We start from the raw sequence: 20204 nt of genomic DNA on the forward strand, positions 1-20204 counted from the left end.
TTTATTTCTTATTCTTCATGGTTTTTCTACATTAACTGCACATTCCATTTTCTCACACTCATGTTGTAAATTCAATGCCTATTTTTCTGCCGGTGCATAATCCGGGATCTGATTATGGTATGCCACCTCCTGGCCGTTGGGATCCAGAATATGCATTTCCTCATAAAACTCTTCTGTGAGAAGATCCATTTCCTTACGATTCTCTGTTTTTACATAATATAATGCCAGATACGGATTAGGACCATGCTCAATGACCTTCTCTCCTTCCTGATAAAAGATCCAGGGCTTTTCCACCTGTTCTTTCTCTCCCAGCCGGACTGCCGCAGACTGATCTTCGATGGTAAGAAGCCTTCCCTGAAAATAAATGACAGCTCCACAGCACTGTGGTTTATGAACATCGTGTTCTGCAAGCATTTTTTCCAGTTTATCCGGATCATAGAGAGATGCAAGAAGAAGCTCTTCCATATTAAAGCCATAGACCATATCGGTCAATTCATGCTCATATCCGAAAAATCGTGCGGCGATCTCGCAGACCTGGATACCTTCTCCCGGCTTCCAGAAAAACTGCATGGAAAGGGCTCCGTCTTTCTGACCGGTTCTGTCCGCATATGCCTGAAGAAGTTCTGTGGCAGGCTTTTCAACTTTTGACAATAATCTGGAAGGATACACATTTCTTGTGCTGATGGGAATCTCCCCTTTGGCAACAAATGTCTTTTCACGGTCTGCAATACTGATCACATGGACTTTTCCATGCCGCACCCAGGTCATCATATTGAATTCATAGCCATCGTTATATTCTTCCACCAAAATCTCCGGCATATCAGAAAATCCTGCTGTTTTTTCTGCCCCGTTTATCAGCTCCTCCAGATCTTCGGATATATAGATCCCGCGGGAGCCGTATTTATCCAGTGGCTTGCTGACCACCGGATAACGAAGTCCCTCAAGCAGCTCTTTCAGTTGAGTTCTTTTGGACCTGTCTTTAAAATATGCGATCGGGATTTTTCGAAAACCCGGAGTGGGAAGTCCCAGTTCAGTAAGCAGTGCTCTGGTCGCTGATTTATCACGATACCAGGGAAGCTGCTCCGGTTTCAGATAACAGGGGATTCCTGCCCGGTCCGCGATCTTTACCATACATTCCAGAAGAAGGTCGGAAAAGGATGTGATGATCCCATCGATCTCTTTTTCTCGGCAGAGACAGGCGATCCGTTCCGTATCTGTTACCGGGATCTGAAATGCCTCATCTGCAAATTTTCTTGCCGGACCATCCGGATATCCGTCGCAGACAATGGTGTAGTATCCTTTTTCGCGGGCCTTCTGCACCAGTTGCTCAAATTCTCCCAACGTTCCCAGTATCAGCAATCTGTGTTTCATGATTCCGTTTCCTCCCATTCTCTTATGGAATCCGCGATATACTGCATTTCTTCTGCCCCGTATCTCTGGTCACAGGGAAGCGGCAGCACATTGGCAGCCCAGTCATATTCCATGGTATCCCTGTCAAATTCTTCTAGGATATTGCGCCAGTTTGTCGGCACAAAAATCTTCCGGCCTGCCAGCCAGCGTCGAAGCTCTAATCCGTTCTTATGATAATACGGATAGGCAAACGGTCCCTCCGGCACCTCCCCTGTAAAAGCATTCCTTGAAGGAAGAAGCTGCGACAGCAGGCGGTAGTTCTGTTCTCTTCTTGCTTTGATACCGGAATAATCCATAGTCCTGAGGAGGTTTCCGGTCAGACGGGACATTCGGCGGATCTCCATCTCATGATAATTTGCTGCATTATCCAGCATTTTCTGATAGAAGGTTCCGGCATCATATTCATAACGTCCCAGAATATGCTCCATTCTTCCCATGGAATGGTCCAGAGGCTTCTTTTCCGGTTCCAGTTCCGCATCGGTAGACAGATATGCTCCGTCACTGACTCCGAGAAATTTTCTGCAGGAGTACAGAGTGTCCACACCCGGCAGCGGTTTCTGAAAAAACGCATGCGTATGATCCACAATGATATTCCCATAGATTTTTTTATATTTCCGGATCTTATCATCGGTAAGCTGGCCATAATAATTTACCAGATACAGATATTCTCCTTCCGGAAGAGTTCTCTCCTCAAGAACCGGATGCAACCCTTCATCCATATGATAAAATTCGATTTCTGCCCCGGACCTCTCACAGGCACCGGTTACGGAATCACAGAGAAAAAATGGCAGGTAGATCTTTTTGCACCTGCGTGCCTCCATCAACCACAAAAGCGCTGTTCTTCCGAGATTCACGCCGCAGAGATCCGGATAGTATTCCTGTCCCGCCGGTTCTTCCAGTTCCAGATAGCCGCCGATCTCTTTTTTCATCAGTCTGTCTCCTCCTGACGGATCACATAGTGCGGCATCTTTTTGGCCTCATTGAGAATATTCATGAGATAAATACCGATGATCCCGATCGAAAGCAATGTCAGTCCGAAAAATGCCAGCATCACAAGCATCAGAGATGTCCAACCTTCCACTGAGATCCCGCACAGAAAATATCTCACCAGATAATAGATCCCCAGTAAAAAGCTTACCAGAAAACTGGCAATGCCGATGTTTCGCACCATAAGCAACGGAAATGCCGTATGGGCAGTAATATCATAGATGAGATCCTTCACAAGGCGGCGAAAAGAATATCCGCTCTTTCCATATGCACGTGCTGCATGCTGCACCGGAACATTGATGATACGGTTGGAGCTTAAAACCAGAAGATTTCCAATCTGCGGAAGATATGTATTGGTCTTCAGCATGGCTTCCACCAGAAACCGGCGGATCAGTCGATAACTGGTGATCTGAAGGTTCGGATCCTTGCCGAGCATTTTGGAAGTTGCCCATACAGACAGCTTTGTGCCCAGCTTCCGAATCAGATTATGCTTACGTCCTTCATAGCTTGCAATGATCACATCCACATCGTCACGTTCCTTCATTACATTGATCATTTTGGGGAGCTCCTCAGGCTGATGCTGAAGGTCATCATCCATAGTTACGATGAACTCTCCCTTTGCGTGGGCAAATCCGCACAGAAGCGCAGGATGCTGTCCAAAATTCCTTGCCATCTGGATGATCTTGACACGGGGATCTTTTTCCCGGAGTTCTTGCATAACCGCAAAAGACCGGTCCCTGGACCCGTCATCTACAAGGATCAGTTCAAATTCTTCTTTTATCGTTTCCCGGAATACTTTTTCCAGACGGGTGTACAGTTCCTGCAGCGTATGTTCTGAATTGTATACAGGAACAACCACTGAATATAAACACATATCGTTTTTCCTCTCTTTTGTATCAATTGACACTTATCGTTTAATCTTATCATTTTCATTTCCTGTTGTAAACCATTACATTGTTCAAACATTTTCTTGCATAAACCTGCCGGATGATATATATTGATTATCAGTCTATGATAATCGCATTTATGATATGGAGGAAACATGACAAAAATCAAAGATTATATTCAGCTTCATCTGAATATCCTGCTGTTTTCTCTTACCAGCGTTTTTTCCAAGCTTGCATCGGTTTATTACAATAAAGAAGGGCTTCATAGTCCTCTTCTCTATGTATTTCTTTTTCTTATGATCGCAAACTGTGGGATCTACGCCATTGCATGGCAGCAGGTGATCAAAAAATTTTCCCTTTCCACGGCCTACGCCAACAAAAGCGTCTATCTTCTGTGGTCCCAGGTATGGGCTGTGATCATTTTTCACGAAAATCTTTCGTTTCAGAACATCATTGGCATCCTGATCGTTCTGATCGGAGTCTGGATGGTGCAGAGATATGAATAGAACGTTTATGCTGATCATGCTGGCAGGAACCTTTTTTTCGGCAATTTCCCAGGTACTTCTGAAGCAGAGTGCCAATATGGAATACAAAAACCCTCTCCGGGAATATCTGAACTGGCGGGTGATCCTGGCCTATGGTATCTTTTTTGGAGTGTTGCTCCTGAATACCTGGTGCTACACCAAAGTGGATATGAAATTCGGACCGGTGATCGATACTGCCGCCTATGTTTTTGTCCTGCTGTTTTCCTGGCGGATCCTGAAAGAAAAGATTTCCCGCGGAAAGATCATCGGAAATCTGATCATCATCCTGGGAATCCTTGTTTATACCTTATGATCATAAAAATGCCGGCAGCTTTATGTTCGCTGCCGGCATTTTTTTATTTTTTCTTATTTGCTGCGGATACAGTTGTGTATACACCATTTTCATCGAATGTATAGCTCTTTCCGTTTTTCTCAATAGTACAGTTTTTGTACATGATTCCTGTTTCCGGATCAAAATAATATCTCTTTCCGTCCAGTTTGAGCCAGCCTCTCTGCATCTTTCCATTGGAGCCAAAATAATAGGTATGGCTTTCATTGTTTCCGCTCCATGTATAGAATACCTTTTTGACCATAACGCCGTCACCGCCAAAATAATATACATCATCCCTGCTGTTCATGTACCGCACATGTCTCATCCTGTATCCATATTTGGCCTGAAAATAATAATAGTTCTTTCCAACCTTTTTCATGCCCTTTAATGCATGTCCGTTTTTGTCAAAATAATATTTTTTCTCCTTATAGGTGATCCAGGTATTTTTCACAAGGACTCCATTTTTGTCTACATATCTGGAAATGTTCTTGGAATCCCTGATCAGCCTTGAACGGTACATTCCTGCGATCTTATGGATATAATATTTCTTATTTTTTACCTGAACCCAGCCGTATTTTTTGACACCATTGACATAATAAAATTTCTTTCCGTTCTCTGTTGCCCAGCCGGTTTTCCCCTTATAGTTACTGGTATCCGGTCTGGTGGATGCTTTGTAGCCGGTCTGTGCATGCCATCTGGGTGTGATGATCTTTGTATAATCAACATAACCGAAGTCAATATCTACAGTAGAATAAGACGGGATTCCTGCAACCAGCCCCTTGGTGGTATTCAGATATCCGCCGCCGTCACCATCGGTGGACTGCCAGATGGTATATTTGTACTTTTTCTTGTCAGGAGCTAGGATCCTATCACCATATCGTGCAAGCCATACATCATACCCTGTCATCTTACTCCAGTCAAGCTTGTTGTCATACCAGTCTGTATTGCAGTAGATCATTGGATGATATCCGGCTTTTTTTACCTCATTGCAGAAGGTTTTTGCCAGATCCGCGATCTGTGATGCGGAAAGATTACGCATCTGATCATATTCAATGTCATAAACCACCGGATAGGATACTTTATATCCATCCATTTTACGGATGGCAAGCTGTGCTTCCTTCAGTGCCTGCTGTGTATTCAGCGCAAGGCTGTACACATAGGTTCCTGTCGGAACTCCTGCCTTCTCCGCCTGTTTCATGTTGTAATCATATGTCTTATCCAGATGGTTCAGGCCATAGGAAATCCTGACAAAGGCAAAATCTACATTGGACTTTTTGACCTGACCCCAGTTGATGGTATCCTGCCACTCGGAAACATCGATTCCACGTGTGACAGCACCTTCCAGCTTCTGGCCGCTTCCGTTATAGCAGACACCGTTGAGCTTCTTCCAGGCCTTTGAACTTACCCTGGAATTCTGTGTTGCCTTCCCGCTGGGGACCTTTTCTTCCTCAGCAACTGCCTCGCTTCGGTCTACGCCTCCGCCGCCCATGGCCATCGCTGTAGTTCCCATTGTTCCGATTCCCAGCAGTGCTGCCATACAGCCTGCCACCAGCCATTTCTTCCAGTTTTTCATTTTAGTTTCCTTCCATAAATTATGTTGTTTATTTGTGCATGACTTTTATTATACATATGAAAAAATGGAAAGTAAAGCCATATATGGAAAAAGACCGATGTCAGCTTCATACAGCTGAACATCGGTCTTCGGTTATTCTATATATTTCTTTCTGGTACTGTTCGGTATAGATCACGGAACTTCCGGGTCTGTAGGATCAAAGTTTCCGGCTCCACGGAAGGTTGCCAACGGTCTGCGGCCTAACGGTCCCTTGAAGGCTTCATTGTTAACGTAATTTCCGCTGCTGTAAATGTGGATCGTAGAACCGTTACAGTTCTCATATACCCACTTCGCATCAGCCACACAGGTACGGATACATCCGTGAGATGCAGGCTGACCAAGTTTCAGGTACTCACCTGCCGGAAGATTGTAAACACTCCTGGTCGAGCCAGCTACAGAATGGATAAAGATTCCTCCCTGTCCGCATCCGTCAACATGTGTTCCGTACTGTCCCCAGGACGGTCCCATCAATGGCTGCCATCTCAGACTGCGGCTCAGTCTGTATGTACCATCCCATGTAGGTGTTCCGGAGAGACCTACAGAAACACGGATTGTCTTAACCGGAATCGTCTTGCTGCTGTTTGTGTATACAGTCATAACACCGTTGGTCTTATCAACCTCCAGGTAATATGGTCCTCCGTAAATATTTGAAACATCATTGCGGCGGTAACCGTTCTTATCAAAGTAATACAGTTTTCCATTGATCCATCTGCTTGTATTGGTCAGATACCTGGAACCGCTGTTCGGATCGATATATTTGACCTGATCATAGTAATCGCTGACGATCACCCAGCCGGTGGAAAAACGTCCCTGGCTGTCCAGATAACCATTTACGGAACCACGCTTCATGGATTTATTTGTCACAACGGTATAGTTCTGCAGATAGTACCAGTATTTACCGACCTTCTGCCAGCCTGACTTTTTCAGAACACCGTTGCCGCCTGCATAATACCACTTATTCTGGTAACGGATCAATGTACTCTTGTACATCCAGCCTCTGTGCGCATTGGCATCTGATGTTGCAAAGAAATAATAATTTTTTCCGATCTTGGTCTTTCCGGTTGCAAGCTGTCCTGTGCTGTTAAAGTAATAGCTCTTTTTGGAGGACTTGTTTGTTATCATCTGGCTCTTATAATGGTTTCCGTTTTTGTCAAAGTAAAACCATCCGAAGAACTGACCTTTTGCATCAGTCACCTTCTGCCAGCCATATTTTTCAACGATCTTTCCTGCTGTACTTCCGAAATAATAAATCTTGTTGGATGCACCCGGGCAGCCATGCCAGCAGTTCCTCCAGGAAACTCTCTTACCATTGTCTCCGAAATAATATCTGCTGCCCTTGTATTTAACAAGCTTGCGCTTAATGACACGTCCCTTGCTATTTGTAACATAATATGCATTATTCTGCGCCTTCGCCATTGTATTCGTCATAACATAGCCACTGGCATTCAACATGTACAAATATTTCTTTGACATTACCTTCGATACATAAATTCCATGTTTCATGATCTGTCCACGTGTGGCAGCCTTCGGACTACAATAGATAAAACGTTTCTGATTTTTGCTGTTTAAAACATATGTCCATCCGCCATAAAAAAGCTTTCCCGGGATCTCCCCTTCCTTTGATGCCGGCTGGAAATAATACTGATATGTTGTGGAACCGGTTGTCAGCTTCAGGATCCCTGTTCGCGGTTTTCCGTTGCGCATCAGTGTATAATAAGCATTTCCGATCTTCTTGATCTTGCCTGCAAGGTTCTGAGCCTCTATGGATTTGTAATCACCCTGAGAATTATAATAGCGGAAAGCAGTTCCTGTCCATAACCAGTAATTTCTCTTCTGCTGGCCAAGATTGGATGTCCACGGTGTGATCGCTTTTCCGGTGGAATCCGAATACAGGGAAGCTTTGGAACTTTCGAGGAAATACCATTCTGTCTTCTGTGTTCCGGTATAACCTGCTGTACCTGGCTCACGGGTCATGCGGCCGGTTACCAGATATCCGTCTTCATTAAAAAGATAATATCCCACATGTCCGTTGGTATTGATCTTAAGAAGACCATCCTGTGCGGTAAAATAATTATCTTCGATGGAACCTGTTTCTGATGCCTGAGAAGCGTTCCCTTCATCCAGGGCAAGAGTCTCTGCGTTATCTGCGCTCTCTGATGTTTCGACTGCCGTCTCTGTTTCTGCGGGTACTGTCTCTGCGGATGTCTCCTCTGCAGACACTACATCTGCGGATGCTGTCTCTGCAGAAGCTTCTGCTACGGATACTTCCTCTGTAGAAACTTCTTCTGCTGCACCTTCCTCGGCTGCAGTCTCCTGCTCTCCTTCTGCTGACTCATTCTGGAGTACCTGAGCCTGCTCACTCTCTGCTGCACCATCCGGAAGCTCTTCAGTCTGCTGTACCTCCTGTGCTGCTGCAGCTGTTTCATCAACTGTTGTTTTCTGCTCTTCTTCACTGCTTTCTGCAGGATCCTCAGAAGCTTTTCCCTCCGGGGCTGCAGATGCAGCAACCTTCTTTTTGCGGAGTCTGTAAAAACCGTTTGCAGAAACCCAGTCACTTGTCTTGGCAACGACTACACCGTTTACCAGTGATGCTCCGGTAACAGAAGTTTCCTCTGCCTTGTTGTTCTCTACTTTGTTCTGTACTGCGGTATCTGCTGACGGTGCATCCAGTTCCTGTGCATCACCTGCACTGAAATCATCGCCCGGATCTGTACTGTCTTCTATTGTCGCATCCGGTGCTTCTGTAGCCTCCGGTGCTTCTGTAGTTTCCGGTGTCTCTGTAATCTCCGGTGTTTCTATAACATCCGGTGTCTCTGCTGGATTCTCCGGTTCAACCGGTATTTCTTCTGAACTGTCAGTACTACCTGTCTGATCCGCTTCTGTCTCCGGCTGCTGTACAGTCGTTCCCTCTTCATCACTGAATACATCCTCAGCCGGATCGCCGGCTGTCTCTGCTGCCATCTGCACGTCTGTACTTCCCAAAGCCGCAGCGCCGGCTTCCAGAGTTCCGCCCATGCATAATGTCAGACTGAGAAAAATTGCCACAACTCTTCTCTTCACGATAATCCCTCCTGATCATGCTGCTGTAAATAATTATTGTATCTGTTACGTATCATTCGCCCAGTCCGCCTTCGATAAGAGCCACAAGCGCATCTATCGCAGCCTGTTCATCCTCACCCTCGCAGACCAGTGTGATCTCATCCCCGCTTTTAACACAGGCACCCAGAACACTCAGAACACTTTTGGCATTCGCTGTACCTCCGGCATACTGAAATGTTATGGACGATTTGTATTTTATTGCCTCGCCGCACAAAAGCCCTGCGGGACGAAGATGAAGCCCTGACGGGTTCCTGACCGTTACCTTATAACTTAACATTGCTGCTGTCTCCCTTTATATTACTTATCCTTCAAGCCTTGTCCAAAGCTGTGATTACTTACTGACTGCTGCTGTCTACATTGGAAACCTTGGAGATTTTGATCTCGGCGGTTACATCCTCCAGCAGCTTGTAGCCTTCCGGAAGGCTGATTTTGATCGGTACTTCGTAGCTGCCCTCCTCCCAGTCATCCATGGAAAGTGCTGCTCCTACCGACTTCAGATCAAATTGGGAAAGATCTCCGTCTTCCGCCTGCACCTTCAGTTCAATATCCGCAACTTCAAATGCCAGCTGCAGATCATCAGGCAGACCCTTTACTTTGATATCCTCTGTCGGGAAGCTGTATATCTTACTGCCCTCCGGCAGGATATTGACTGTGATCCAGAGGTCCGTACTGGATCCGGATGTCAGCTTAAGGCCATCCGGAAGAAGCTCTGACAGGTTTACTTTCTTTTCCACGTCATTGCTCTTTCCTGAAATATCCACATTCTCATTGTCAAGATAAATAGTATTTCCCTGAAGTTTCAGATTGTTCAGTGCTTCTTCACTTCCGGCTACGCTGAAAGTCTCCGGTACTGTCGTGACACTGTCCACAACATAACCTTCTGCCGGTTCTCCCGTATATCCCGCACTGATCCGTATATCAGAACGCACCTTCCAGAGCTTTGCCGTGACATTGACCTTTCCGTTGTTGTCAAATTTCAGATAGCTCATGGAATTTGATGAAAGTGTATCCTGATTCTTATCTGTGATGGTCAGTTCTGCGCCTGTGATCGTCGTATCCTGGTCGATTCCCTCAAGCTTTGAACTTACATCCACACTCACACTGTCTATCTTACCAACTAGGGATTCCGGTCCTGTAATACGGACTTTTTCCGGATTTGCGGTAAGCGAAGCAACCTCCAGCCCCTGTGCAGGCTTGCTGTCATCACTGGTAACGTTGATTGCAAATTCCTTGGTTACCTTTTTTTCCAGATGGACACTTAAATTCTGCGGTGACACCCGGATATTCTCCGGAAGTATCCCGGAACAGGTTGCTGTAATGGGGATCATTACAGGATCTGTATCGGTAGACTGGGCCTGCTGCAGGTCTGCAACTGCCTTAATATCACTTGAGGTGAGACGGTTGACTATCTTCCGCTCACCTGTAATATAAACACGTACTGAATTTTCACGATCATCCTGCATGACCATCTCGCCCAGCTGATCCACATAAGCTTCATTGATGATCTGCACATCTGAGATCACAAAGCCTTTCGTAATGATAGGGTCATCAACATTTACTACGATCAGCCACACCAGGATTCCCACAATGATCGACATGATTTTCAAAGGGATGTTCTTAGTCAGATTTTTCTTCATGTTTCACTCTCCCTTTCAGCAGATTTCTCAGCTTACCGTTGTCAACAACCTTTTTATTCTGAGCAGAAACAAGTACTTCACGAAGCTGCTTGCTGTTAAGCCCTCTGGATAACTCACCGCCTCTGGCCACAGAAACCTGTCCCGTCTCTTCCGAAACAATGATCGTAAGAGAATCCGTAGCTTCGCTGATACCCACACCTGCTCTGTGTCTTGTTCCCAGCTGTTTGCTCAGTTCCATATTATCTGAAAGAGGCAGATAGCAGGTTGCTGCTACTACGCGGTTTCCCCGCACGATCACCGCTCCGTCATGAAGAGGTGTATTATGCTCAAAAATATTGATCAGCAGCTGACTGGTAAGGATACCGTCAATATTGATACCGGTTCTCACATATTCATCAAGCCGGATCTCTTCCTCGATCACGATCAGTGCTCCGGTCTTAACTTCACCCATATCAAAACAAGCCTTTACCAGTTCGTTGATAGTCTTGTCATTGAAACGCTCCTGCACTTCCCTGCCGGAATCAAAGGGAATAATGTTGGAAACAAACTTCTTCTGTCCCAGCTGCTCCAGCGCCTTCCTCAGCTCCGGCTGAAAGATTACGATCACACCGATCACCAGCACATTAGCCAGGTTCCGGAAGATCCAGAGGATCGTATTCATTTTGAAGATATATGCGACCAGGATAAATCCAAGGACGATCAAAATGCCCTTCAGAAGGGTATATGCACGTGTAAATTTGATCCATGCCATAAACTGATATACAAAAAAGGAAATCAGTCCGATCTCAATGATATCTATCACGCCAAGTCCCGGAAGGGAAATTTTCCCAAGATATCCGACCACAACTGTCAGCACATTCTGCATAAGTCTCCTCCTTTCTTCCTGAGCTATTCCAATCGTTCCTGTTTAAAGATCCTTCAGCGATTCCTCCAGCTGTTTTTCGAAATCGATCTTGTCCAATCCCTGCGGTTTCTCACTTACTGTATTTTCGGAAACCATATCCGGCATCTTTACTGTATGCATTTCGTTCTTCTCAGGAAATACATCATCACTGAAAGACACAACATTGTCTTCTTTTTTTTCTTCTTTTACCGGCTCCGCATTGATCTTTTTGATACTTCTCTCAGAAGTGGCGACCGTTGCCTTCGGAACGGCTTTTACGTAGTAATAGTACTCATCATCCTCATATTCCAGACGTTCTGTTCTGCTGTAATCTCCGCCAAAAACAAAGAACTCCAGAACAAATCCTGCCAGTACGGAGATCACTGTGGACAGGATCATCGGCACCATGGCTACCGTAATACTAAGGCAGAAATCTCCGGCAAGGATAACCAGGATATAGATCACGCCACCGGCAATGACAGCAATCCTCCATGCATAATCAAACGCCCGTGTTCTCAGAAGGTTCACAAACAGGATCACTACCACAAACGCGATCACCGTGATCCACATTGCCCAGTTATGGACAAGTCCGTCAGAGATCAGCTTCAGTTTTTCTGTGATCTCTGCGGCAGGATCACTGAGTGCCGCCGACTGTACATGTACAAACCGTATAAAATAATAGATCACAACACCGCATCCGGCCGGAAGCGCTGACAATGCGCTACCCAGCAGGCCTGCTCCGATCGGCATAAGTGCAGGAACACCAAATCCGAAAGAAAGTGGTGTAAGGATCATTGCAAGATTCTGTGACCTGCTGAATCTTAGGAACAGGATCAGCATTAACAGAATAAGAAGCAGCATAAATCCTGCCGTTTCGATCCCGACTGCATAACAGTGCCCGATCATCAACGCAAATCCCATAAACATCATCACGGAAACCGGAAGGATCGAACATACAAGCGCCAGGATCAGGACAACAAAAATATTATCCAGCTGTTTCATGTAACCCATATTGCTGTTGATCCAGAGAAAATAGGCAAATGCCAGAACAAACTTCAGGACCGGCAGTATATATACTTCATATTGTCCGTAAAATCTTTTGATATTCTGTTTGATCTCAAGTAAAGCTGTCATTTTCTATGTCCTCCTGCATTTCTCCGGACCGGATTTCTTTTTTCCTCCCGCCCGTAGATTTTTTCCAGTCTTGTAAGATCCTGATAATATTCCCTGACACTTTTTTTTGCCCGGAAATATTTCACAGAATACTGGATGTAGGTCAGTATCGAATATACAACAAGCACGATCAGATAACCGACGATGATATAGATCCCAACCTCGACCAGATTAATCTTATTCACATTATCCATAAGATATTCGCTGAAATATGCGGCAACGCCTGCAAGTCCCAATACATATCCGATCGTTACCAGAAAAAAGTTTCTGATCAGTGCAAGTCCAATATAATCACTTCGATAATATCTGCTCACCGGAAGATACTTCCTGCCTTCGCCATGTTCATACATAGCCAGCCGGTTCATAATCTTCACTTTTTCTTCATTTACCATAAAAATAACTCCTCATAAGCTTTCTTTATCAGGAAAATCCCCAATATATGATCCGCATTACGCTTTCCATACAGTTATACTGTTTAACTGCAATCAAATTTATTGTAGCATAGTTCCATACCTATGAAAAGTGTTTTTTCGGCTGTTTCATGCCCTTCCTGCGCATATTGTCAGAAAATAAACTTTCTCTGCACCGGCCTCAAGAAGACACATTGCCATGGCATCTGCCGTACTTCCTGTTGTGTATACATCATCCACCACAAGTACAGAAAAACCCGGGATCTTTTCGGTTACCTGATATGCATTTTTCAGATTCTGACGCCTCTGTATGGCATTGAGTTTTTTTTGAGATCTTGTGCTTCGTATCTTCTTTACCAGATGCTCATTCCATGGGATCCCTGTAAGAACACTGAGCCTTTCTGCCAGATATGCTGCCTGGTTAAAACCTCTCATCCTTTTTTTTCTGGGATGTAGAGGAACGGGAACGATCAGATCAGGCTTCCACCGTTCCAGATATTTTTTTCCGAAGACGCTCATTGCCTTTGCATAAAAATCCCCATATTCCCGACATCCGTAATACTTAAATCGTACCAGAGACTGTCTCCAGACCTCTCCGTACCAGAAAATACTTCTGCCCTCCGTAAAATGATGGGCACCCTTGCGGCAGTCTTCACAGTATTCCTCTTCCATTTTTACCGGTCTTCCGCATTTCATACACCTGGGACCGGATATAGGCCTGACCTTTTCGGAACACTCCGGGCAAATCAGCCGGTCTTTTTTTTTCAGTATCTGATGACACAGCGGGCATTTTTTCGGGTAAAGCATGTCCAGTAAAAAATCTGCTGTTTTTTTCAAGAAAGTCCTTTCTCCCCGATGGCGCTCTCTTTCTGTTCAGATTCATCCAGCTCCCGGATCCGTCTGTCCAGAGAGCTGTATCTCTGCTGCTGTTTTTCATTACGGATCATCTCCGCAAAAGTGGTCTCGCTGCCTACTACGGTAACACATTTTCTGGCTCTGGTCACTGCTGTATACAGAAGATTCCGATTCATCAGCATCCTTGGTCCGGAAAGGATCGGAAGGATCACTGCCGGATATTCTGAGCCCTGGGACTTATGTATGGTCACTGCATAGGCAAGTTCCAGTTCCTCAAGCTGTTTGAAGGAATATTCTGCCTGTCTGCCATCCTCAAATTCCACGGTAGCCGTTTCCGCAAATTCATTGATCTCCGTCATAATACCGGTATCTCCGTTAAACACGCCCACACCTTTATCCACAGGAATCTTGTATCGTCCAAGGATTTCCCACTCCAGCTGGTAATTGTTCTTCACCTGCATCACCTTATCCCCCTCACGGAAAAGACGCTGTCCGATCTCTTTCTCCTTTTTCTTTTCATCCGGCGGGTTCAGATATCTCTGAAGGATCTGGTTCAGCCGCTCCACACCTAAAAGTCCCTTACGCATAGGCGTGAGCACCTGGATCTCATAGGGCTTTGCATCTACATAACGCGGAAGCTTCTCCTGGATCAGTGCGATCACCACACGGATAATGATGTCCGCGTCATATCTTTTCAGAAAAAAGAAATCCCGGCTCTTGTTATTGATGGTCACCTGCTCGCCCCGGTTGATCTTATGTGCATTCACCACAATATCACTTTCAGATGCCTGGCGGAAAATCTTTTTCAACTCTACTACCGGAAAACAGCCGCTGCGGATAATATCCCTCAGAACATTTCCCGGGCCTACACTGGGAAGCTGATTTTCATCACCTACCAGGATCAGTCTGGTCCCTGCTGTCACTGCAAGAAGCAATGAATGCATCAGTGCGATATCTACCATGGACATCTCATCAATGATGATCACATCCGCTTCCAGCGGATTCTCCGAATTCCTGTCAAAATGAACTGCACGGCCTTCCTGCTCTTCCTCCGGCATCCCGTTCAGCTCCAGAAGTCTGTGGATCGTCTGAGCCTCGTATCCGGTAGCCTCTGTCATTCGCTTGGCTGCACGGCCGGTGGGAGCTGCAAGCCGCAGCTCAGCGCCTTCCTCTTCAAAATAACGGATAATCGTATTGATCGTTGTAGTCTTTCCGGTTCCCGGCCCGCCGGTCAGAATGAACAGACCATGACTGGCAGCTGCCGCCACTGCCTGTTTCTGCATTTCATCTAACCGGGTTCCTGTCTCCTTTTCGATCCTGTTGATCCGTTTTTCCATCATCTCCTCATCTTCCGGGCAGAGGATGTTCAGCTCACAGAGCATTCTGGCTGAATTCAGCTCAAGATAATAATATCGTGTGGGATAGACAACTGCACCGTCTTCTGTTTCTTTCAGGATCAGTTTCCGGTCTACTACCATATCCATGAGATGTTTTTCCATGTAGGAGGAATCTACTCCCAAAAGTCCGGATGCCCTGGAAAAAAGTTCCTCCTTCGGGAGATAGATATGGCCTTCTCCTGAAGCCTGTAGGAGAGTATACAACATTCCGCTTCTTATCCTGTAATCTGAATCTGTATGGATCCCGATCCGGGAAGCGATCTCATCTGCGATACGGAATCCCACACCACTGATATCCTCTGCAAGGCGATACGGATTCTCCTGCAGGACTCCATATACAGTCTGCCCATATTTCTGATAGATCTTTGCGCCGAGATTCAGTGATATCCCGTATTTCTGGAGAAAGATCATAGCGCGGCGCATATCTGCTTTCTCCGTCATCTGTTCTGCGATCTCCATGGCCTTTTTTTCGCTGATTCCCTTGATCTCAGCCAGCCGCTCCGGCTCTTCCTCTACAATACGCATAGTATCATCACCGAAACGACGTACGATCCTGGCTGCCAGTGCCGCTCCGATCCCCTTGATCGCACCGGAACCCAGATAACGCTCCATGGCCAGTGCATCCTCCGGCATTTTTTCTACGTAGGAGGCTATCTGAAACTGCTTGCCATACACCGGATGTGTTGTATAATTTCCGGAAGCTTCAATGGCAGCCCCCTGGGTGATCGCAGGAAATGTCCCCACACAGGTCAGTTCCCGTTCCTCTTCCATCCCTTTCAGTACCATGACCGTATATCCATTATCTTCATTTCGGAAGATCACATGATCTATATATCCTGTAACTGTCTCACTCATTTTTTTCTCCATCTGTAAACCTCTGATAACAGCAAAAGGCACTGCAGCTGCAGCGCCTTATCTGTATGAGTTTCCTTCGGCAGTCTCTTCTCTGCTCCTGTGCCGTCCAGACGACTCATAACGGTTTACATCCTTGACATGATTTCCGCATATTTTCCTGTTCCTGCAGCCACTACAAGCATTGCATCCTGTACCGTCAGTGTGCTGACTCCTGTTTTCTGCTCGATCAATGCATCCATTCCATGCAGCATGGCACCTCCGCCTGTAAGAACGATTCCTCGGTCCATGATATCTGCCGCCAGCTCCGGCGGTGTTTTCTCAAGAACGCCATGGACTGTCTCTACGATCTGTCCGGTCGTTTCCCGCAAAGCGGTCCGGATCTCCTCAGAAGTCAGTGTTGCCACCTTCGGAAGTCCTGTGATGATATTTCTGCCCTTGACCTCCATCGTGCGAAGATCCGCTTCTTCACTGGCTGTTCCGATCTTGATCTTGATATTCTCCGCTGCATCCTCCCCGATAAAGAGGCTGTGCTTCTCACGTACATAATTCATGATCGCATGATCAAAATTATCTCCTGCAACCTTCACAGATGCGGAAACAACCACACCTCCTACGGATACGACCGCAACATCCGTGGTCCCTGCACCGATGTCCACGATCAGATTGCCAAATGGCTTGGTAATATCTACACCTGCCCCGATAGCAGCAGCGATAGGCTCGTCCACAAGAAAAACTTCCCTGGCTCCTGACTGATAGGCAGCTTCCTCAATTGCTTTACGCTCAATCTCCGTGATCCCGCTCGGAACACTGATGCTGACTCTCGGCTTCCGGAACGCTCTCCGTCCCATAGCCTGTGAAATAAAATATTTCAGCATCTTTTCCATTACATTATAATCTACGATCACACCTCTTCGGATTGGCCAGATCACTTCCATATTGGAAGTCAGATGGCTTGCCATCTGTCTGGCTTCCTCACCGATTGCTCTGATCTTCTCTGTATCTTTATCATAAACAACCACAGAGGGCTCTCTTAAAACGATTCCCTTGCCTGTGGAAAACACCAGACTGTTTCTGGTTCCCAGATCGATTCCAATATCCTTTGCCGGCATAAATCCTCCCGCCTGCGTCATACGCATTCTGTATGCTGACGCATTTCTGACTTATTCTGTTCCAGTCTGTGCCGGAACGTTCCCGCACTTCATTATATACAAAACCACAGAAATTGAAAAGAACTTTTACCGGTTATTTCTGTTCCAGATATTTTTTCACATATTTACCGGTGTAGGAAACCGGATTCTCTGCTACTTCCTCCGGAGTTCCTCTGGCAATTACCGTTCCGCCTCTGTCACCGCCTTCCGGTCCGATATCAATAATATGATCCGCCGTCTTGATCACATCCAGATTGTGCTCAATGACCACAACGGTGTTTCCTCCTTCAGACAGACGGCGCAGGATCTCGATCAGCTTGTGGACATCCGCAAAGTGCAGTCCTGTGGTAGGCTCATCCAGGATATAGATCGTCTTTCCGGTACTACGCTTGCTGAGTTCTGTGGCAAGCTTGATACGCTGTGCTTCTCCTCCGGAAAGAGTGGTGGAGGGCTGACCCAGGCGGATATAGGAAAGTCCTACATCATACAGGGTCTCGATCTTTCTCCGGATCGACGGTACATTCTCAAAAAATGTCAGTGCTTCTTCCACAGTCATATTCAATACATCATAAATGCTCTTGCCCTTATACTTCACTTCCAGAGTCTCACGATTGTAGCGTTTGCCCTTGCAGACTTCGCAAGGCACATATACATCCGGAAGAAAATGCATCTCGATCTTGATGATTCCGTCACCGCTGCAGGCCTCGCACCGTCCGCCCTTGACATTAAAACTGAAACGGCCTTTCTTGTAGCCCTTTGCCTTGGCATCTGCGGTAGCTGCAAAAAGATCACGGATCTGGTCAAAAACTCCGGTATATGTGGCAGGATTGGAACGGGGAGTTCTTCCGATCGGGGACTGGTCGATATTGATCACCTTATCCAGCTGATCGATACCCAGGATGTCATCATGTTTCCCGGGGATCACTCTGGCACGGTTCAGGTCTCTGGCAAGTCTCTTGTACAAGATTTCATTGATCAGAGAGCTCTTACCGGAGCCGGAAACACCTGTGATACAGGTCATCACTCCCAGAGGAATATCTACGTCGATATGCTTCAGGTTGTTCTCTGCCGCACCCTTTATATGAAGAAATCCGGTTGGTTCCTTCCTCACTTCCGGTACCGGGATCTTCAGCCTTCCGCTTAAATAAGCTCCTGTCACAGACTGCTCATTTTTCATCAGATCCTCAGCTGTCCCCATTGCGACCAGTTGTCCGCCATGTTCTCCGGCTCCGGGGCCGATATCGATGACACAGTCTGCAGCACGCATGGTATCTTCATCATGCTCCACCACGATCAGACTGTTGCCAAGATCACGGAGACGCATCAGTGCCCCCAGAAGCTTGTCATTATCTCTCTGGTGAAGCCCGATACTCGGCTCATCTAGGATATATGCAACCCCCACAAGCCCGGATCCGATCTGTGTGGCAAGACGAATCCTCTGAGCTTCTCCGCCGGAAAGGGTTCCGGTAGCTCTTCCAAGTGAAAGATACTCCAGGCCAACCTCTGCCAGAAATCCAACCCTGGCGCGGATTTCCTTCAGGATCTGTCTTCCAATAAGCTCCTGCTGCTTTGAAAGCTTCAGATCGCGGAGAAAGCCCTGTAGCTTCTGTACCGGCATATTGGTCACTTCATAAATATTCTTATCCGCCACGGTCACTGCCAGGGACTCCTTCTTCAGCCTCTGTCCCTTACATGTGGTGCACGGAGTAATCCGCATAAAGCTCTCGTATTCCTGCTTCATAGCCTCGGAACCGGTTTCACGGTATCTCTGCTCCACATTGCGGATCAGTCCCGGGAACGCCACATCGTAAACGCCCTCTCCCCGCTGTCCTTTATAATAAACCTTCACAGAATGACCGCCGGTACCATGGATGAGGATATCCTGGACCTTCTTCGGATACTCGCAGAAAGGTGTATCCAGAGAAAATTCATATTCCCTTGCCAGGGCATCCAGGATCGCTCTGGAAAAGCTTCCCTGCGTGGTACAGGACTGCCATCCGAGAACAGCGATAGCCCCTTCATTGATACTCCGTTTCTTATCCGGGATCATCAGATCGATATCAAATTCCATCTTATATCCAAGACCCAGACACTGCGGGCAGGCACCAAATGGATTATTAAAGGAAAAGCTCCTTGGTTCGATCTCATCAATGCTGATGCCGCAATCCGGACAGGAAAAACTCTGACTGAAATTCAGAAGTTTCCCGTCCATAGTGTCTACTACCAGCAGACCATCCGCCAGATCCAGCACGGTTTCAATGGAATCGGAAAGACGCTTCTCTATTCCCGGTTTCACAATAAGTCGATCCACAACGATCTCAATGTTATGTTTGATATTCTTATCCAGCTTAATCTCCTCAGAAAGCTCATAGAGATTTCCGTCGATCTGCACTCTCACATATCCGCTTCTTCTGGCCTGATCCAAAAGTTTAACATGGGTTCCCTTGCGGCCCCGCACTACCGGTGCAAGAAGCTGGATCTTCTGGCGTTCCGGAAGCGTCATGATCTGATCCACCATCTGATCTACCGTCTGTTTGCGGATTTCCCTTCCACATTTGGGACAGTGCGGGATTCCCACACGGGCATACAGAAGTCGGAAATAATCGTAGATCTCCGTTACCGTACCCACTGTAGAACGGGGATTCCGGTTCGTTGACTTCTGATCAATGGAGATTGCCGGCGGAAGGCCCTCGATACTCTCCACATCCGGTTTCTCCATCTGTCCCAGGAACTGCCTCGCATAGGAAGAAAGTGACTCCATATAACGTCTTTGTCCCTCTGCATAAATGGTATCAAATGCAAGAGATGACTTACCGGAGCCACTGAGTCCGGTAAGTACCACAAACTGGTCTCTGGGAATATCGACGCTAAGATTCTTAAGATTATTCTCATTGGCTCCGCGTATCCTGATAAAACGCTTCTTATCGTTTGCTTCTGCTGACATGAAAGCCTCCTACTCTGTCCGGTCATAAAAAATACTCCGGTATTCTTCTCAA

16 protein-coding genes are annotated in these 20204 nt (G+C 46.5%); 2 read left to right on the forward strand and 14 right to left on the reverse strand.

Annotation, left to right across the window (positions count from 1 at the left end):
- Nucleotides 1-78 precede the first annotated feature (78 nt).
- From GPK58_RS02235 to GPK58_RS02245, 3 genes are read right to left on the reverse strand one after another with little or no spacing between them, the layout of a single operon-like run.
- A complete protein-coding gene (locus GPK58_RS02235) occupies nucleotides 79-1371 on the reverse strand; it encodes an ATP-grasp domain-containing protein (RefSeq protein WP_015527416.1) in 1293 nt (430 codons plus the stop codon).
- Nucleotides 1368-2339, reverse strand: coding sequence for a hypothetical protein (locus tag GPK58_RS02240; protein WP_059086143.1), 972 nt, complete (start codon nucleotides 2337-2339; stop codon nucleotides 1368-1370). Before GPK58_RS02240 ends, GPK58_RS02235 begins: the two co-directional genes overlap by 4 nt.
- Complete coding sequence (locus GPK58_RS02245) at nucleotides 2339-3271, reverse strand: glycosyltransferase family 2 protein (protein WP_015527419.1); 933 nt, start codon at nucleotides 3269-3271, stop codon at nucleotides 2339-2341. Before GPK58_RS02245 ends, GPK58_RS02240 begins: the two co-directional genes overlap by 1 nt.
- A gap of 168 nt (nucleotides 3272-3439) precedes the next feature.
- Here GPK58_RS02245 and GPK58_RS02250 point away from each other — a divergent pair, with 168 nt between their 5' ends.
- Entirely contained in the window at nucleotides 3440-3790 is a 351-nt protein-coding gene (locus tag GPK58_RS02250) for an EamA family transporter (protein ID WP_092072564.1), read from the forward strand.
- Entirely contained in the window at nucleotides 3783-4121 is a 339-nt protein-coding gene (locus tag GPK58_RS02255) for an EamA family transporter (protein ID WP_015527421.1), read from the forward strand. The genes GPK58_RS02250 and GPK58_RS02255 overlap by 8 nt, the downstream gene beginning before the upstream one ends.
- Before the next feature lie 43 nt (nucleotides 4122-4164).
- On the opposite strand, the gene GPK58_RS02260 is transcribed toward GPK58_RS02255, so the two are convergent.
- The 11 genes from GPK58_RS02260 to uvrA form a co-directional block, all read right to left on the reverse strand.
- Nucleotides 4165-5712 (reverse strand): GH25 family lysozyme, encoded by a 1548-nt coding sequence (locus GPK58_RS02260; protein WP_215638126.1) that lies wholly within the window; start codon nucleotides 5710-5712, stop codon nucleotides 4165-4167.
- A 171-nt stretch (nucleotides 5713-5883) separates the two neighbouring features.
- Nucleotides 5884-8811, reverse strand: a complete 2928-nt coding sequence (locus GPK58_RS13205) for a L,D-transpeptidase family protein (RefSeq protein ID WP_215638127.1) — start codon at nucleotides 8809-8811, stop codon at nucleotides 5884-5886.
- A gap of 52 nt (nucleotides 8812-8863) precedes the next feature.
- Entirely contained in the window at nucleotides 8864-9127 is a 264-nt protein-coding gene (locus GPK58_RS02270) for an HPr family phosphocarrier protein (RefSeq protein ID WP_015527424.1), read from the reverse strand.
- 58 nt (nucleotides 9128-9185) lie between these two features.
- Nucleotides 9186-10487, reverse strand: coding sequence for a CdaR family protein (locus GPK58_RS02275; RefSeq protein ID WP_173775800.1), 1302 nt, complete (start codon nucleotides 10485-10487; stop codon nucleotides 9186-9188).
- Entirely contained in the window at nucleotides 10468-11352 is an 885-nt protein-coding gene (gene cdaA, locus GPK58_RS02280) for a diadenylate cyclase CdaA (protein WP_021651893.1), read from the reverse strand. The genes GPK58_RS02275 and cdaA overlap by 20 nt, the downstream gene beginning before the upstream one ends.
- Before the next feature lie 42 nt (nucleotides 11353-11394).
- Entirely contained in the window at nucleotides 11395-12504 is a 1110-nt protein-coding gene (locus GPK58_RS02285) for a hypothetical protein (protein WP_173775799.1), read from the reverse strand.
- Nucleotides 12501-12935 carry a hypothetical protein gene (locus tag GPK58_RS02290; RefSeq protein WP_114002056.1) on the reverse strand — a complete coding sequence of 145 codons (435 nt, stop codon included), beginning with the start codon at nucleotides 12933-12935 and terminating at the stop codon, nucleotides 12501-12503. Before GPK58_RS02290 ends, GPK58_RS02285 begins: the two co-directional genes overlap by 4 nt.
- A 147-nt stretch (nucleotides 12936-13082) precedes the next feature.
- A complete protein-coding gene (locus GPK58_RS02295) occupies nucleotides 13083-13760 on the reverse strand; it encodes a double zinc ribbon domain-containing protein (protein ID WP_215638137.1) in 678 nt (225 codons plus the stop codon).
- A gap of 26 nt (nucleotides 13761-13786) precedes the next feature.
- The gene (gene recD2, locus GPK58_RS02300) at nucleotides 13787-16060 is read right to left on the reverse strand and encodes an SF1B family DNA helicase RecD2 (RefSeq protein WP_215638138.1); all 2274 of its coding nucleotides are present in this window, start codon (nucleotides 16058-16060) and stop codon (nucleotides 13787-13789) included.
- A 125-nt stretch (nucleotides 16061-16185) separates the two neighbouring features.
- Complete coding sequence (locus GPK58_RS02305; RefSeq protein WP_022426956.1) at nucleotides 16186-17169, reverse strand: rod shape-determining protein; 984 nt, start codon at nucleotides 17167-17169, stop codon at nucleotides 16186-16188.
- 133 nt (nucleotides 17170-17302) lie between these two features.
- A complete protein-coding gene (gene uvrA, locus GPK58_RS02310) occupies nucleotides 17303-20152 on the reverse strand; it encodes an excinuclease ABC subunit UvrA (protein WP_059086148.1) in 2850 nt (949 codons plus the stop codon).
- Nucleotides 20153-20204: the final 52 nt, after the last annotated feature.

The organism is Blautia sp. MCC270, assembly GCF_018785605.1.
Classification (GTDB): Bacteria; Bacillota; Clostridia; order Lachnospirales; family Lachnospiraceae; genus Blautia_A; species Blautia_A fusiformis.